Source organism: Nocardia sp. CA-136227, assembly GCF_050955695.1.
GTDB lineage: Bacteria > Actinomycetota > Actinomycetes > Mycobacteriales > Mycobacteriaceae > Nocardia.
The window spans coordinates 5,413,994-5,430,632 of sequence record NZ_CP192081.1; the positions used below are offsets into that span (position 1 = coordinate 5,413,994).

At 65.7% G+C, this 16,639-nt stretch carries 10 protein-coding genes; 4 read left to right on the forward strand and 6 right to left on the reverse strand.

Annotated features, from left to right (window positions below; genetic code table 11):
* The first annotated feature begins 209 nt into the window (after positions 1–209).
* Positions 210–557 carry a hypothetical protein gene (locus ACQP06_RS25125; protein ID WP_433666902.1) on the forward strand — a complete coding sequence of 116 codons (348 nt, stop codon included), beginning with the start codon at positions 210–212 and terminating at the stop codon, positions 555–557.
* A gap of 42 nt (positions 558–599) precedes the next feature.
* Here the strand turns inward: ACQP06_RS25125 and ACQP06_RS25130 are convergent, their stop codons facing one another.
* Entirely contained in the window at positions 600–2,135 is a 1,536-nt protein-coding gene (locus ACQP06_RS25130) for an alpha/beta fold hydrolase (protein WP_433666903.1), read from the reverse strand.
* Positions 2,136–2,287: 152 nt separating this feature from the next.
* On the opposite strand from ACQP06_RS25130, the gene ACQP06_RS25135 reads away from it, so the two are divergent.
* Positions 2,288–3,469 (forward strand): Fic family protein, encoded by a 1,182-nt coding sequence (locus tag ACQP06_RS25135; protein WP_433673428.1) that lies wholly within the window; start codon positions 2,288–2,290, stop codon positions 3,467–3,469.
* Positions 3,470–3,631: 162 nt separating this feature from the next.
* Here ACQP06_RS25135 and ACQP06_RS25140 read toward each other — a convergent pair whose 3' ends face one another.
* Positions 3,632–4,768, reverse strand: coding sequence for a CapA family protein (locus ACQP06_RS25140; protein WP_433666904.1), 1,137 nt, complete (start codon positions 4,766–4,768; stop codon positions 3,632–3,634).
* A gap of 208 nt (positions 4,769–4,976) precedes the next feature.
* Here ACQP06_RS25140 and ACQP06_RS25145 point away from each other — a divergent pair, with 208 nt between their 5' ends.
* Positions 4,977–5,570, forward strand: a complete 594-nt coding sequence (locus ACQP06_RS25145) for a YbhB/YbcL family Raf kinase inhibitor-like protein (RefSeq protein WP_433666905.1) — start codon at positions 4,977–4,979, stop codon at positions 5,568–5,570.
* 122 nt (positions 5,571–5,692) lie between these two features.
* Here the strand turns inward: ACQP06_RS25145 and ACQP06_RS25150 are convergent, their stop codons facing one another.
* The 3 genes from ACQP06_RS25150 to ACQP06_RS25160 all read right to left on the reverse strand — a co-directional run bounded on the left by ACQP06_RS25150 (position 5,693) and on the right by ACQP06_RS25160 (position 8,533).
* Complete coding sequence (locus ACQP06_RS25150; protein ID WP_433591114.1) at positions 5,693–6,073, reverse strand: hypothetical protein; 381 nt, start codon at positions 6,071–6,073, stop codon at positions 5,693–5,695.
* Between the two features lie 303 nt (positions 6,074–6,376).
* A complete protein-coding gene (locus ACQP06_RS25155; RefSeq protein WP_433666906.1) occupies positions 6,377–6,700 on the reverse strand; it encodes a hypothetical protein in 324 nt (107 codons plus the stop codon).
* A 180-nt stretch (positions 6,701–6,880) separates the two neighbouring features.
* The gene (locus ACQP06_RS25160; RefSeq protein WP_433666907.1) at positions 6,881–8,533 is read right to left on the reverse strand and encodes a DUF262 domain-containing protein; all 1,653 of its coding nucleotides are present in this window, start codon (positions 8,531–8,533) and stop codon (positions 6,881–6,883) included.
* Between the two features lie 190 nt (positions 8,534–8,723).
* Here ACQP06_RS25160 and ACQP06_RS25165 point away from each other — a divergent pair, with 190 nt between their 5' ends.
* Positions 8,724–11,228 (forward strand): DEAD/DEAH box helicase family protein, encoded by a 2,505-nt coding sequence (locus ACQP06_RS25165; protein ID WP_433666908.1) that lies wholly within the window; start codon positions 8,724–8,726, stop codon positions 11,226–11,228.
* Positions 11,229–11,232: 4 nt separating this feature from the next.
* On the opposite strand, the gene ACQP06_RS25170 is transcribed toward ACQP06_RS25165, so the two are convergent.
* Positions 11,233–16,560, reverse strand: coding sequence for an AAA domain-containing protein (locus ACQP06_RS25170; RefSeq protein WP_433673429.1), 5,328 nt, complete (start codon positions 16,558–16,560; stop codon positions 11,233–11,235).
* Between the last annotated feature and the right edge of the window lie 79 nt (positions 16,561–16,639).

The window sequence follows — 16,639 nt, forward strand, 5'->3', positions numbered from 1 at the left end:
GCAATCGAACGGCCTCACCGGCCATGACCCCAGAGCCAAGGGGCTTTACTCGGCAGCCAGGTTGTGACCTCGCCGAGGATTGCCGCGCACGGCGTATTCGAGACATGTCCGGGTGGCGCGGTCGTATCATTTACTCGTTGGCCGCTCCCACAAGCCATTGCCGAGGTCGGATATCGACCACCGTCGATCGCACAGTGAGGATCTCGCAGATGGCAAGCTCGATCGAGCCCTATCAGGCAGAGGTGTCCGTCGCCGATTCGTCGACCTGCCCCGGATCACAATGCCAGTTCACGTTTCCAACGGTTCCCGCCGGGAAGCGATTGCATCTCACCAGCGTTTCCGCACAACTCGGCCAGGTCTCCGACGTCATTGTCCTCGAGGGTGCGGGGGTGTCGTACTTCGTGACCAAGTTCCACCCCGACCTCGGTTACCTCACCACCCCGGTGTCGCTGCACTACGGGGCCGGGCAAACACCGACGGCGCGCGTGTTTGCACCGAATCCGGATCAACCCACGTCGCTGATCATCACCCTGGTCGGCGAACTCGAGAAGCTGTAGCCGAATCGAGTTGTCCCCTGGGCAACCGCTAGCGCGAAGCCGTCACGCCGGACAGCCTGTCGTGGTCCCTTGGGCAGCGATTCCGCTTGCGTTGACGGCGAATCGGCCGCATTCCTTGCCATCGAAGGTGCCGTGTTCGACCCATTCGGTCAGTGCTGCCGCGACGGTGCTGTGAGGGCCGAGCCAAGTCTGCGCGGTTTGCCCATACGGGATGGTCGCATCATTGTGGTCGTCGCAGCGGGCGTCGGCACAACCCTCGCTGTGCATGAAATGTCCGCCGCATTCGATCTTCACCATCACTTTGTTCGCGACGCCGGTGAGCGAGTCGAAGATGTTGTCGGCGTTGGCCGGTGGGTTGGTCAGGTCGTCCGAGCCTTGCAGGATCAGCGTCGGCACCGTGAAGGTGGCCGCGACGGTGGGATTCCAGCCGTAGTTGGTGAACGTCGGCAGCCGGTACACCCCGCTCGGATGGGCGGGATCGCTACCGCCCCAGGACTTGCCGAGCGGATCGAGGTCGAGCACCTGCCGTTGCAGATCCTGTGGTCCGCCGACCGGCACGCGGCCGGTGCAGACGGATTCACGATCCGGCGGTACACCGTCCCAGCCGCCCGTGCGACCGATCGCGAGCGGGAAAGACGTGGACCGCTCCAACTCGGGCAGGTCGGCTTCCTCGGTGGGGAGGTTGACGTCGCCGGGCACACCGGGCAGGCGGTTGAAAACCGATGCCACCAACAGGATTCGACTGACCTTGCGGTTGGCGTGTTCCCCGAGCCGGTACAACGCACGAGCCACGCGCGCCCCACCGAGCGAGTAGCCCAGCACGGCGACTTTGTCCGCCCGCGGCCGAGCCTTGGCGATGGCGTCGTCGATTACCTGCAGGATGTCGCGCGCCCAGACGTCGGTGGTAGCGAAGTAGTGGCCGCTGGTGTGCTTGCGCATTTCGCCGTGCAGCGGATTCACGCCGAGCCCATCGATCGGCGGATTCTTGCCGTCGCCGAGATAGCGGGCCTGCTGGTTGAGCGGGAAGATGGCCGCATTCCGGGTCCGGTCGCACCCGACTTCCGGTGTCGCACAGCTGTTGTCGGCACCGTACGCCGGAAGACTGGCGTTGGCAGGATCGTCGAGGCCATCGGGGAATCGGGTCGATTTGCCGTAGCCGAGCAGGTCGGGCGCGAAGGTGTCGATCCCGGACCGAGCGAGGGCTTCCTGAAGGCTGAACGCCCCACCACCGGGGTCTTGCGAGGTCGGATGACGCAGGTCGAAGGTGGACGACCCGGGGATCGAGCGACCGTGCACGAGCACCATCGCCGTAGTCTGCACACCTGGGCACCTGCCGTGCGCATAGGCCGGCGTCACGCGATGCACTCGGATCGTGGCAGGACGGCCGTCGAACATCGCATCCGGCATCAGGTGCGGCGGCATCGTGAAATCCAGTGTGTAGTCGGATGCCTCGACCCCCGTCGGGACCCGATCGCACGTGGGTGCGGCCTGCACAAGAGGCGCCGACCCGACGTGGATCGACCCGGCCAACACCGCGGCGAATACCGCAGCGGCGAGCGAACTTCGCGGTGCGCTCATCGAATACATTCCTGTCCGGGGTCAACAATGCTCGATTGAGCCAGGATCGTAGCTGGTCAGGGTGCGCAGACCGGGGATGCCGGGCGGCGCGGCAACAAGCTCGTCGACAACCCGGGTGCGGTCCCCAGCTGCCAGCCGGGGAGGTCGACCCGATAGTCACTCATGCTTGTGACGGGGTCTGGACCTCGCGCCGCCGCCAAGGTTCGAAGGCGGACCGAACCCTCGATCGGATCGCTGTCACGATTCCTCCCCGGATCGGCCAGCTCGACTACGACCCGACCGGGCCCGTTGCCCGTGCACACGAGGCGGCGTTGATCGCGATCGCTCGACTCGAAGCCGGATTCGGCGAGCATCTGGCACCGTTGGCCGACTTCCTACGCCGCAGCGAGTCCGTCGCCTCCTCGAAGATCGAACACATCGATGCGGGCTGGCGGGCCTTCGGCAAAGCTGTCGCCGGCGGCAAGGCCAGCGACGAAGCGAAATCCCAACTGGCCGCTGTCAAGGCCCTGATCGCCATGGTCGACGCAGCCGGCTCGGGCGAGATCGGACTCGAAGACCTGCTCCACGCCCATCGGTTGTTGATGGCGACCGACTATTACACCGCCCGGGATTCCGGCCAACTGCGAGACGTTCAAAACTGGGTTGGCGGCGGCGATTACACACCGATCAACGCCGCACACGTCCCACCACCCCCGGACCTGGTGCCCGAATTGATCGCCGACCTACTCGACTTCGTCAACCGCGACGATCTGCCGATCCTCGCCCAAGCCGCCATCGCACACGCACAGTTCGAGTCCATCCACGCGTTCACCGATGGGAACGGACGCATCGGACGGGCCCTGATCAGTGCTGTCCTGCGCCGCCGCGGCCTCACCCGCCGTGTCACGGTCCCGCTCGCCTCGGTCATGCTGGCCGACACAAGCCGATACTTCATGCGCCTCAATCGATTTCGCGATGGCGACGCCAACGCGTTCGTCGAGTATCTGGCAGTGGGCGCGATCCACGCCAGCGAAGCCGCCCAGGACTCCGCCATGGCTCTCGCCGACCTGCCCAGACGGTGGCGAGACATCACACGCCCGAGAGCCAACTCCGCCGACGAGACCATCCTCGCCGCGCTCCTCGAAACCCCGATCTTCAACGCCGACGCCGCACAACGGATCACAGGCACCACCGATACAAGCACCTACCGCACTCTGGGACGCTTGACCGACGCCGGGATCCTCGAGCTCCTCTCCGACAGTCAACGCAACCGCGTCTGGGCCGCAACCGATGTACTCGCGGAGTTGGACGCACTGAGCGCCGCCATCGGCCGCCGCACCATCGATCACCGATAGCGAAATTCGGCGCAGCCTTGCGGCCGCGCCCCGACCGTAGAAATCGGATAGCTGAATTAAGTTGTATGCCTTGACAATACAATCATCAGCTCTTCAAATCCCACGTGCCTGAAGCAGCCGCCACAGCCCGATAGCAGAGCCGCGTGGATCCGCTACGGGTGGCTATTTGGTGGCCAGGCGGATCTCGAGCAGGTCATCAGCTCCGCGGTCGATATGGGTGTGGAACCGGCGGCTGATGCGAGTGAGCGTTTTGACCAGCCAATCGGCATCGGCCCGGGATGCAGGTTCGAGCCGCATGCGGCGAATCCGCATGGGCAACATCCGAATTCCGGTCGGCTGCCCGCCGGGCTCGACCGAAACCAGGAATAGCAGCCGCAGTTCGGGACGGTAGGACCCATATCCGGAGATGCCTTCGTAGTCGTCGATGACATCACCACAGCCATAGAAGATCGGTTGGCCATGGTAGATCTCGACAGGGCGAGGATGGTGGGATGAATGCCCGTGCACGATGTCGACGCCGGCGTCGATGAGCCGGTGGGCGAACTGGATTTCGCTCCGCCCGATCCCGTAGCCCCAGTTCGGGCCCCAATGCACGGACACGATCAGAATATCGCCGGGACACTTGTACGCGACCGCTTGCGCCGCGACATGGTCGGCGACATCACGGCCCGCCGGATCACCGAACAGCCACACTCCCGGCCGATCGTGCCGCGCGGCCCACGCCCGCGGGACGCCGCTGCTGGTGCTGGCGACCGAGACGATAACCACCCGCCGCCCGGCCGGCTCCACTACCTGCGGGCGGCATGCCGCGTCGATGCTCGCTCCCGCCCCGGCCGCGCGGATGCCCGCCGCGTCGAGCGCGTCGAGCGTGTCGAGCAGACCACGGTTTCCGAAGTCGAGGATGTGATTGTTGGCCAACGCGCACGTGTCGGGCCGAAACGCTTTCAGCGTCGCGATATTGGCGGGGTTCATCCGATAATGGATGCCCTTGGCGGGCGCGAATACGCCGTCGCTGGTGATCGAGGTTTCGAGGTTTATCAGCCGGACGTCGGGCGCCAGTTGGTCGAGCATCGGCCCGACGTCGCCCCACGGCCAGTCGAAGTCGACCGGGTACGGTATCGGCCCGTTCGCCTTCTCGGCCAACTCGACGTAGCGACGGGCGTCCTCGACCCACGATTCGTGCAAGAGCGGATCACCCGGATGCGGCAGGATCTGATCGACGCCGCGACCGAGCATCACGTCACCGCCAAGCAGCACGGTGACCGGACTCTGTTGCGATGGACTACTCGTCTGCGTCATCGATTCGCCCCCAGAACACGGCCTGCCCAAGAGCTGTCTACCTGTCCGTGACGACGGATGTAATGGCCATTGTAGCGGCGGGGATACCGCTCTGATGACCTTCGCTTCTGGGCAGGGACAGGGCGAAAGCGCAGAATCTATGTATCGCACGAATCTATTTGCCTGAATAGCGGCGGCTTATCGGGCCGCATGAGCGGAAGGCATCGTTGTGAAGGTCCGAAGTGATTCATTCGACGATAATGCGCGCATTCCGGGCACGTTCGCCTACGGCGTACCGGATGCCGTGCACCATGTCCGGGCGGGCGCCAATCGCAACCCGCATCTGGCGTGGGATGAGGTGCCCGCGGGAACACAATCCTTCGCGGTCGTGTGCTGCGACCCCGACGTGCCCAGCACCGGCTCGGACGTGAACGTCGAGGGGCGAACGGTGCCGGAGGAATTGCCGCGCAACGACTTCTACCATTTGGCGTTGTTCGATATCCCAGCCGACGTGCGGCAGATCGCCGCAGGCAGCCTCCAGACCACACACAATCCGACCGCACCCCATAACGCGCGGTACGGCCTCAACGACTTCAGCAGTGCGGGAAACGATCATTACGGCTATGACGGCCCCTGCCCGCCCTGGAACGACCAGCGCCTCCATCACTACGTGTTCACCGTCTGCGCCCTGGATGTCGAACGGCTGCCGCTGCGACAGGCGGTGACCGGGAAACAGCTACGCCAAGCGATGACCGGCCACGTCCTGGGGCAGGCCGACCTCGTCGGCACCTACACACTCAACTCCGCCCTGAGCTCGAACTGAGTGGCACAAGCGCATGTCATACCGAAGCGACTGCTGGTTCCAAGCTCGGACCGGAGGGCCGCGGGGAGGAGCGCTGTGGACGGCAGCCGTTTTGCTGGACGACCAGGCGTTGTGATGGCCGATCAGGGCAGCTGAATCTTATGCTCATGGTTCGCGACAGCTTCCTGGAGCCGGAACCGCGACAGTGTGTGCGGCCCACACTCGCAGGCAGCGGGCAACGCGTCATCGACAAAGCCATCACCGGCAAGCAGATCCGTATACCGGGTGCCATGCCCGTTAGCGCTGTGCGCGGCATCGACGAAATCACGCGACCCATGCGCGCGCGGCCCGGTCGCCGACTGATACACCGCGCCGGCCGGTGTATCGAACACCGCCGCCACACGATGACCACAACCGCACCGCACCTGCGTCAACGTATGCCCCGCCCGGTCCGTCAGCGAGTCCAGCGTGTTCTGGGCCAGCCGTCGTCGTTCCGGTGCGGTCAGAATCGAAACTTTTGCCATCAATCCACGATCACCTTCGAAGGTCTCAGCAGCAAGACCCAAATGGCCGAGAGAAGGGATGATCGGCCCCGTTATCGCTTCGCAATCTTGTCGGGCGTCTGCCCGCTAGCTAGAGCGAGGAGGATTCCGGCTGATCTGATGGCGAACCCGTCGACCCCGTCAGGTTTTCGTGAAATCCGATCCAATCGAGATGTTCATCGAGCTGCAACGCCACCTCACCGCACTCGACGGAATGCAGCCCCGTGCCGAGCTGCAATCAGCGGGCTGTCGAGGGCGCTGAAGCCGTGACGTTCGGTCTCACCGCTACTCGTTGGCGGCCGCCCGCTTGCGACTCTCCCGAACCTCGACCCGGCCGTTGCCCTTGAACTCAACCCGTTCGAAGGTGTCGAAGCCCAACTCGCTGAGCGCTTTCAGCGCCGCGTGCGAGTTGTAGTTGTTGACCGAGCCGCCGGAGCCGGGGGTGCCGGTGGCGAGGGTGATCAGCTGGATCGGCGGCCAAAGAGTTCCATTGACCAGCACCGCGTAGGTCTGAATCTTGTCCGGCGTCTGCCCGCGGGTGGCGAGGAAGACCTGGTCGTCCGTGAGCTGGACCGAACCGCCGTTGATCGTGATAGTCGTGTTGGACACAGCTGGTGATCCTGTCAGAAGTCGGAGTACCGCAACCAATTTCACGCAGCAGCCCACCACGCAGGAAGCTGGCGTTCTGAGCGACGGATTCATCTCCGCCGGAATGCGTTTCATTCGCAGCATGAGCTAGGTGGGGCTCGAGCACACGCGACGTGCGAAGCTGGTCCGCCGGGCGCAGACTCAACGACCCGCCGCGATCGCGCCCTCGACTATCCGGCGGGGAACCTCGAAACGAATTCGGACGCGTTTGGGGTCTGCGGTGGAGGCGCTAATCGCGGCGATGTAATCGTTCTTCTTCGCCATTGCCGCGCGGGCCTCGGCGACGATCCGGGCTCGGGCGGGTTCGAGTTGATCCGGGCGGTAGGCGGCGAGGACGACGCCCCAGCTTTCCAGCAGCGCGCGGTTGATCGGAGAGCGCCGATCGGAACCCGCGGGCCAGCGACGGAAGGCATAGTCGCCAAAAATTATTCGCGCGTTCTGCATGCCGCGTTCGAAGGCCGCGAACCAGGATTCGAGCTGGGCGTCGGGTACTTGGCGCGGGTCGTCGAGGAGTTCGGTCGTCGCGTCGAGGAGGTTCTCGAGTGAGCCGTAGGAGTCGTACTCCTGGAGGTTCGGCAGCCGGTAAAAAGCCAGGAATCGCAGGACCGCTTCGCGGTCGTTCATACGCACGTGATCGCGCAGCACGCCGGCGGTCGCCTCATGGAAGGCAGCGGAGGCGGCGCACCGTTTGAGCAGGTCTCGACTGCGGGCGCTACTCATACAATGCCGAATCTCCATGGCGTTCAACGGTTCGCCACCGGTGTTGATGCGCTTGAAGATGTCGTACTTGACGCGGTTGGGTGTGGAGGGCTCGATGACGTGGACGACGATCTGCGCGTTCTGCAGCCGACGGCGGAGCACGGTCTCGAAGTCGGCGAAGGTCTTGCCGTGCTCGGCATCGAGGTATTCGAGCTCGTCGAGCGCGAACCGTCCCTGTACGAAATCATGCACGGTGGACAGGCGCTGCAGACCGTCGACCACGCGGAACATGCCACCGCGGTCCTCGGCGAAATAGAAGGCGGGCAGGGGAATCTGCAACAACAGGCTCTCGATGAGTCTCGACTTCTGGCGCCCCTTCCACACCCGATTCCGCTGAAAGTCGGGGGCCAGCTCCAGATCACCGTCGTCGATCATGTCGAGTACGTTGCGCAGCGAGAAGGTGCGCGTGGAGATTCGGATCTGTTCGGGATCCCACGGCGCGAGCGGCCGCTGGTCGAAACGGTCCTCGTTCTGCTCGATCTCGACGCCGGTCGGCTGTCCGTAGAAGACCTCCTCGACCACCGGTTCAGCGGGAGTCTGGGTAGTGTCGGTGACACCCGCTGAGGGAGCACCGGATTGGAAGTAGGCCACGATGGTGTCGGTGCGGTCCGCGAGCTCTGCCGCCGAGAGACCGGCGAAGCTCGCGACATCGTTCATGGCCGGCAACCACCGGTTCTCCATCATCGTTCGCAGCCGGTGCGCGAACTGCTGGCGTCTCTCCTCCTCGCCGAGAAACGGTGGCAGAAAGCACCCGAAGATCAGCCGCAGGGATCCACCGTGCAAGCCCAGGAAGTACAGCCAGTAGGGAAATTCGTTGTCCAGCCGTCGGACGTAGTGCCGAACCGGCTCCATCTCGAACAGTTCGGTCGGGATGTGTTCGTAGCCCTCGATCACCAGCTCCACCGCGCCGAGCGCGCCGCGCGCGGCGTCCGGCGAGATGAAGCACGAGTTGAGGGCTTCGATTGCGGGCCTCAGGTCCCCACTCTCGATGTCTTGACGAGGCACCACGACAACCAACTGGTCTGGCGAAAACACCGGTCTTCCTTACGGTTCGAGCTGTCCGCCGATCACCCTACCGAGACACCCTCGCGCGGGGACCGATTCGATGGTCCCTACCCGCGGGAAACCCGAGGTGAGGCCACATTCCGCCAAATCGGTCATCGTATCGGTCGGTCCGGCGAACGCTAGGATTTGTGGAGTTGTCCTCCGCTGGAAAGGAGTGAACATGGTCGCGGGAGTCGTGTTGCGGCATGCTGACGAGAACACCCCGCGGGCAGCCCTCACGCGCCGGATCGCGGTTGCGCTGCTGCGTACTCCGTTCCAGTCCGCACAGCTGATCAGCGCCCGGCTCGATCTGCCCGAGGCCACCCCGAAGGTGGTGACCTCGCTGTTGTACAGCGAGCCGCAGGTGTTCGAGATCCTGGGTACCGAGAACCCCTCCATCTGGGCGGTTCGGGAAGCGGCCGAGGCGCTGGTAGAGACATGGGCCCGACCACCGACTCCGCAACCGGAACCCACGGACTCCCCGAGGACACCGACACCATCCACGAGTTATACGGGCCCGCCCTTGCGCGCCTGGCAATCCGAGGCATTGGCCGCTTGGACTACCCGCGACCGGCGAGGCATTGTCGAAGCTGTCACCGGCTCCGGCAAAACGGCAGTCGGGACCCGGGCGGTCGCCGAGGCGATCGACGACGGGCGACAGGCCGTCATCCTGGTCCCCGGCATCGACCTGCAGACACAATGGTGGGAGCGACTGAGCGCAGCATTGCCCGGAACTCGGATCGACCGGGTCGGTGGCAAAGGTGCAGCTCGGCCACCGGCACACTGGGATGTCCTGGTGGCAACGGTGCAAACCGTTTCGGGAACACAGTTGGCGATTCCACCCGGCACCTTGCTGGTTGCCGATGAGGTGCACCGCTACGGCGCCGGCAGTTACGCGAAAGCGCTGGCCGGCGAGTACGAATGGCGGCTGGGTCTCACCGCCACGCTGGAGCGCAATGACAATGCGGTCGAGGAGATCCTGCTGCCCTACTTCGGTGGCCTGGTCCCCGGCTGCGATTACACCCGTGCCCGCGCGGACGGAATCCTCGCACCGGTGCGGCTGGCACTGACCGGTGTGCACTTCACCGCTCGCGAGCGCGCCAAATACGATCGCGCCGACGAAGCCGCGCGCAAAGCAAAATCGGTGCTGGTCGACGGTTACGGCGCGCCGGAGGACTCCTTCGGCGAATTCATGTCCTTCGCACAGCGATTGGCGAAGCAGGAGACGGGTGAGGCAGCGCGGCAGGCCCAGCGATTCCTGAAGTACTTCGCCGAACGCCGCGAAGTACTGGCCGACTGTCAGGGCAAGCTCGACTTGATTCGTACCTTGCCGATCCCGGAACTCCGTGCCACCCAATCGATCTTCTTCGCCGAACGGACCTCCACGGCCGGTCAGATCCAGTCCACCTTGGACCAGCTGGGTCTGTCCTGCGGATGTGTCGGTTCCGCCCTGCGGCCGACCGAGCGCGAGCAGATCATCGGCGACTTCCGGCGCGGCGACCTGCGCGCTCTGTCCGCACCCCGGGTCCTCGACGAGGGCATCGACATCCCCGACGCCCAACTCGGTATGGTGCTGGCTGCCAGCCGCACCCGTCGGCAGATGATCCAGCGCATGGGCCGCGTGGTCCGGCCCAAGTCCAATGGCAGCGCCGCGCTTTTCGTGGTGGCGTACGTGTACGGCACGCCGGAGGACCCAGCACTGGGTGCCCACGAGGCATTTCTGGAAGACCTGGAATCCATCGCCGAGGAACGCATCACCACCGACGCCGCCGGGCTCCCGGCGATCCTGCGCGCTTGGCTGACCGAGCCGAACACCCAGACCGCGCCCGAATCTCCCGCTGCGCACGAATTCCGTAGGCCGCCCCCGCCCCCACAAGAACCTCGCCCGCTCACTGCCCCAACCCCAGCCGAGTTCCGCACACCCCCTCGCGAGCCTGTGCCGGCCACACTCGATGCGTCGGCGTCGCAGGCGAGCGGCGACACGACGGACATGCCCACCCCACTCGAGGTGGTTGCGCGGATGCCGACGCGACGGCTCCCCGCCGAGCCGGATGAACAGGCCTCCGGTTCCTCGTCACGGGGATTGAATACGCCTCCTGCCCCAGCCACAGCTGACAGCGGTCCGGCCGATTTCAGTCCTGCGGAGCCTGATTCGTCGACTGAGCCAAACCCTGTCGTCGCCGCACCCGGAGACCAGGCTTATCCCACTACCGGTCCGGAAAATGATGCACCGACAGCAGGCTCGGACAATCCCGGCGATCATGCCGCTGGTTCGCAGCGGCCGGGCGGCACGCGCCGCCCCTACGGTGAGCCGGTGCCACCGGCACGGTCCGACAGAGCCCGCACCGCGACGACCTATCGCAGGCAGGTTGAGGAAATGCTCGGCGTGGCAGATGCTTCCGGCCTGTGGACGCGCTCGGCCGCCGACTCCTCACTGATGGCTTTCGACGAGTTCGTGGAGTGGCAGGCAGACACCTTGTACTACCTGTCGCGCCCCTGGGACGGCGATGCCGAGACGTGGCAGCGAACCATGCGAGCCATCGTCGACTGGGCGGCGTCGCCCGCCGACCCGATCGACTCGTTCCTCGAGGTCAATCGGGCCGTGAGCGAGGTGGGGCCGAGCCGTACCGAAATGCTGCGCTTCGCAGCCGTCATGCGCGGCTGCGAACTGGCAGATCTCTTGTAGCTGATCAGTTCCCGTTGCCGATGCTGCGCGACAGCGGCACTACCATTGCGAGCGCGGCGATCGCGTTGTCGGTAAGCCGGGTTTGTCCGACCGAGTTCAGAACCGCGCGGAACAAGGTCGCGCGGTCTGCGATGCCGAGTTGCTCGGACTGGTAGGCCATCAGCTCCGCCAGCTCGAGCGGCGGAATCTGCTCGACCTTGCGCGGGCCCAGTCCACGCCATCGGGTCGCGGGCTGACCGGGAAGGCGGTAGGTCAACAGTGCCGCGTCGTCGATATCGAGGGCATTGTCCACCAGCAGTTTTCCGGTGGCGACCGCAGCACGCAGCGCGATGTCGAGCTTCTGGCGGACATGATCGCGTTCCCTGGTCCGAGCCGCGGTCACGTAGGCGGCGCGCAGCCGCGCGGCCGTCACCGGGCCCTCGACCTCCACGATCCGGACGAAGTCACCGACGATGGTCGAGTGGGTGGCGCTCGTCGGGCTCTCCAGCTGATCGGTGAAGGCGGCGTACGACTCGATTTCTCGCCGCAGGGTGGATTCCGCCGGAGTGTCGGCCACCGATGCTGTGGCATCGACGGTCTGCTCGGCATCATCATCCATGAGGCCGTCGGCATCGTCCTTCGCCGCTTCGGACATAGCACCCGATGACGGGGTGGCGGGAACCTCGTCGGGCACGTCCGATGGTTCCTCGAAAGCACCATCCTCGGCCGATGACTCACGGTCGGAAGACACCGCTTCCGCGTCATCGCGGGCCGCTCGATCAGGATGATCGGAATCGCCCGTGCACACACTGAGGCGTGAGTCGGCAATATCGTCCGCCGACGCCGTCGATTCCCAGACAACCCGCGAAACACGTTCCCGCAATTCGTGATCGGTCGGGTCTACCGTGACCGGTCCGGAGTCGGCGAGCAGCTTGGCCAGCCGGCGCTGCTCTTCCTCGGCGATCGGGTAGATCCCGTGGCGTTCGAGCAGCGCGACCAGCTCGTCCAGACAGGCTTCGGGATCGACGATGAAGTCCGCCAGCCGGATTCGATGGAACGGCCAGCCGCAGCGCTCCAGGTCCCGTTGCCGGGCGAGGTCGTCACGGTAATGGTCAGGACCGTGCCAATGGTCGCTATCGCACTGCACGGCCAGCTGCCCGCCGCCACCGGACACCACCACATCGATGTCGTAGCCGGTTTCGGTGTGGTGCGGGCTGATCTGGTAGCCGCGGTCGACGATGCCGTTGTAGACCTGCTGTTCGAAGAGCGATTCGAAGGGCTCGACCGGATAGTCGCCGGGAAACCGTTGTGGCGGTTCGGCATCGACACCGGAGGACTTCTCGACTCCGAGGCAGTACTCGAGCAGCTGCAATCTCATATCGGCGCTGTTGGACAGATGGTCGAGCGTCATCGAGTGGAACAGCCACAGCTGGTCGCGGGCTCGTGATACCGCGACGTTGTAGCGCTGCACGGCGCCGTCTTGGGTCTGTGCGGGCAGCCGCCGGTCCGGACCCGGCGCGGCGACCAGCGACAGGAAGATCACATCGCGTTCCGCACCCTGGAAGTCGGCCGCGTCGCCGCAGTGCAGATCTCGCCGCTGCATCGCCTCGGGTCCGACGCGCGTCACCAGCTTCTGCGCGATGTGCTTGGCCTGCGCGGAACCGAGCAGCGAGATGACACCGAACGACTTGCCGTCGTAGCGGGAATCGGCGAGGCACTGCTCGATCCGGTCGACGATCAGGTCGGCCTCGGCCGGGTTGACGCCCCTGGACACCTCGTGGCCGTCCGGCACGTACACGGTCCGCACGGGGTCGAGCCGGTCGCTGCCGTAGCGGCGCACAGGCACCAGCCGCACACCCTGCGGCTCGTAGGCGATCTTGTTCGAGAACTCGATGATCTCGGGCACGCAGCGACGATGCTCGACCAGAGTGAGCCGCTTCGGGTACCGCATGATCGCGTCGTCGAACAGGCTGCGCTTGGGATTCCGCCAGGACGACACGTAACGGTCATCGTGGAGATATTGTCCGGCCAGCCGCTCGAGTTCGGATTCGTCGACACCCACCGCCGAGGGCGACACCTGCTTGTCGTCGCCGATCACCACGATGCGCGGCGCCAGGTACTGCAGGAACACCGCTTCGACACCGGCCTGCGAGGCCTCATCGACCACGACGACGTCGAACATGTCCGCGGTGATGGAGAACTGTTCGACCACACGGTAGATCGGCATGATCCACACCGGCACCGACGAACGGCAGTTGCCCAGCGCCTGCTGAATCTCGGCGCGTTTGCGGTCCGCGTACTGGCCGGTGCCGCGGCCCAGGCTCTTCACCAACTGGGCGTAATGCTGCAGGTCGGCGCGGGCGCGGTTGGTGAGTCGCCCGACCGCCAGATCCCACGCCGTGGTGGCTGCCCGGGCTGCCGCCTGGCGGCGCAGTTCGGCTTCGACGTCGTCGAGGCCGCGGCACAGTTCGTTGACCCCGCCGAGATTGTTGGCGGCCAGCCACTGCCCGACCACGGCCCAGCGCCAGGCTTCGTCGAAGCGCTCGAGGCGCGCGTCCCAGTCCGGATCGGCGGGATCAGCGGCAATGGCGGAGCGTACTTCCGGCAGTACGGACAGATCGGCGTCGATCTCGTACCTGCGGGCGAGGCTGCGGCGCAATCGATTCAGCTCGGCCAGCTGCTCGTGCGCCCGCTGGTAGGCGGCCGGATCTCGTTCCCTCGCGGCTTCGGCGAGGCGGTGGAGATCATCGGTGGCACGCGGGTCGTCCCGCAGCGCGCCCAGTCGCCGGGCCAGCTCGGCGAGCGGCTCTGCCGCCCGATCGAGCGCTTCGCGGGCCGCGACAGCGTCGAATACCTCACGCGCGTTGTGTGTTCCAGCCGGGTCACCCCAGTCGGGCAGGGGGGGCAGGCCCAGTTCGTTCCAGCGCATCCCGACAAAGTCGAACCGTCCCGCGTAATCGAGCAGCTGCGCCAGCAGCGTGTGCGCGGCCCGGTGCCGGACGACGCGATCACGCAGCGGTCCCGGACCGGAAACCGGTATGGGCCACGCCAGGTCGAGTTGGTCGGCCAGCCGCTCGCCGCGCTGTGCGTCCAGGAATCGGGTCAGCTGCTCGACCGTGGTGGGAATGCGACCGTCGATCCGCACATGGTCGAACAGTGGGTCCGCGAGCTTGACCACTCGATTGGTGAGCAATCCGGTCTTGGGTCGCCCGTCGGGGTGCACCGCCAGCTCGCCGTGACTCTCGATGTGCGCCTTCAGGTTCTCGGCCAGGTCCAGCAGCGACGCCGGATCGTCGATCGTCACCTGAACGGTGCTGTACCCGAGCGCGGCGACCACCGAGTCGGCCTGCCCGAGCAGATCTGCGACGGCCCCGGCACGCGCACGCCATTCGAAGACCCTCCCGCCGTGGACATCCGCGAGGGCTGCCCCGATCCACGGTTCCGGCCGGTGCCGCAGGTGCTGTACCCGGTCGCCGATCTCGCCGAGCAGACCCATCGCTTCCTGACGCTCGCCGATCGAGAGCTGCGTGACGCGCGCGGTCGCGTGGTCCCCATCGAATCGCGCGTACCGCTGCCGATGGTGCGCCGCTTGTTGTTCGGCCGCGCACCACTGACCGAACAGTTCCGCAGGCGGCAACGAGGTGGCGGCGACGAGTTCGGGCACCGAGACATCCGGATCGTCGAGCTGGTTGTCCAGCAGCAGGTTTCGCCACTGCGCGACCAGCTGGCCCGCGACGGGGCTGTGCGGATGCCCGGCGTCAGGGACCAGTTCGGTGATCCAGTCGAAATCCTCCCGCTGGGCACGCCACCGCAGCGCGATGTCGGCGATCGTCCCGGTATAACCCCCGACCGTATGCGTGGTGACATCCTGCTCCCGCAGGCTCAGCAGCTCCTGCTGGATCGCTGCCCTGCGCTCGCGCAGCTCTGCGATGGCCCGGTCGGTCGCGGCCACCGCGGCTCGCCCCACGGCCGGATCGTGCTCGGCGGCCGCGTGGGAAATCTGATTGACCGAGGCTTTGAGATCCTCGAGCTCCTGCCGCGAGTCGCCGACCACCGCGACACTGAGCGGCTTGATCTCCTCGGGCAGCTTGGCCCGCACCTCGTGCAGGGCGCGATCGGTGTGCGCCGTGATCAGAACCCGCTTGCCCTGCGCGAGCAGATGCGTGATGAGCGCGGCGGCGGTGTGCGTCTTGCCTGTACCCGGCGGCCCTTGCACCAGCGTGTGGGCGTGCTTGTCCACGTGCTCGAGAATCCGCAGCTGAACATCGTTGAGCTGTAGGGGCAGAAACAGATCCGCGCCGTCGCGGACGATCGCACCGTCGCCCGCGGTCGGCGCCGGCACCGGCTCGAAGTCCGGATCGACCAGGTTATGGATGCCCGAGGGTAGTTCGCCGGTGGCGCGGATGGTCTGCGCGATGGTGCGCAACGCGGTCACCATGCCGCGATTGCCGCGCTTGTGCAGGATCACGGCCGGCGCGTAGGTCGCCGTGGGGTGCGCCACCGCGGTACCGGGCCGAATATCGTCGGCGTACACCGCATCAGGGTTGATGCAGTTGACGAACATGCGCACCAGCGCGCCGACGTTCTCCCGGTCGAACGGGTCGATGTGACCGTCGCGCGCCTCGTTCTCGGCGCGTTGCAGGTCACCGGCCGCCGACATCTGGGATGGCTCGAGGATCTCCTGCAATTCGGCGGTGTATCCGGTGACGCCCGGATCGATGGACACCGAGATCCCGCCGTAGTCGGAGTCGAAGCCCAGCACCACCGGCATGGTGAGCACGTGTCGGCGCACGGTGCCGATGTCCCCGTTCCGCCAAGCCAGAAAGCCCAGGGCGAGTACGGCTTCGAGGGATTCGGTCGCGCCGTCGTAGCGCGTGTACATCTCGTACATGGTCTGGTAGAGACGCCGCACGAGCAGCTTGGGCCGCGCTTGCTCAGCCCATTCACGCCAGCTCGGCAGCCACTGCGCGAAGGCGGTCCGGATATCGACATGCTCGTCGAGGCGAAGAGTCTCTCCGCTCTGGCCAGCCCGGGTCGTACGCAGAGCCGGTTCCGTTTCGGGTTTGTCCCAGCCGGTTTCGAGCCACCTGCGCAATTCGGTCTCGGGCTCCGGCGCGGAACCGATGGTCACCTTCTGGACCATCAGGAACGGCTTCCCCGGTTCCGCCTCCTGGTAGGTGACGGCCGGATGTTCGGGCAGGTCAGCTACCCACAGGACTTCACCATCACGCTGATAGGTGGCAATGTCCTGGATTCGGGATGCACGCAGCGTCTGTGCCTTCGCCAGAAACTCGAACAAACGCGCGCCACGATCGGCGAGATCGTTCATGACCGGCGTCCGGTCGCCACCCATTGTCGGCACCCTCTCCTCCATCATCGATCCAGGGTCTGCGGAGAGCTATCGACAACTGATACGCATCCGCTACTCGAGC

What these genes read in the sequence shown, in the direction of transcription:
- ACQP06_RS25125 (WP_433666902.1), top strand. Translation starts at nt 210, where the DNA reads ATGGCAAGCTCGATCGAGCCCTATCAGGCAGAGGTGTCCGTCGCCGAT.
- ACQP06_RS25130 (WP_433666903.1), bottom strand. Translation starts at nt 2,135, where the DNA reads ATGAGCGCACCGCGAAGTTCGCTCGCCGCTGCGGTATTCGCCGCGGTG.
- ACQP06_RS25140 (WP_433666904.1), bottom strand. Translation starts at nt 4,768, where the DNA reads ATGACGCAGACGAGTAGTCCATCGCAACAGAGTCCGGTCACCGTGCTG.
- ACQP06_RS25150 (WP_433591114.1), bottom strand. Translation starts at nt 6,073, where the DNA reads ATGGCAAAAGTTTCGATTCTGACCGCACCGGAACGACGACGGCTGGCC.
- ACQP06_RS25165 (WP_433666908.1), top strand. Translation starts at nt 8,724, where the DNA reads ATGGTCGCGGGAGTCGTGTTGCGGCATGCTGACGAGAACACCCCGCGG.
- ACQP06_RS25170 (WP_433673429.1), bottom strand. Translation starts at nt 16,560, where the DNA reads ATGGGTGGCGACCGGACGCCGGTCATGAACGATCTCGCCGATCGTGGC.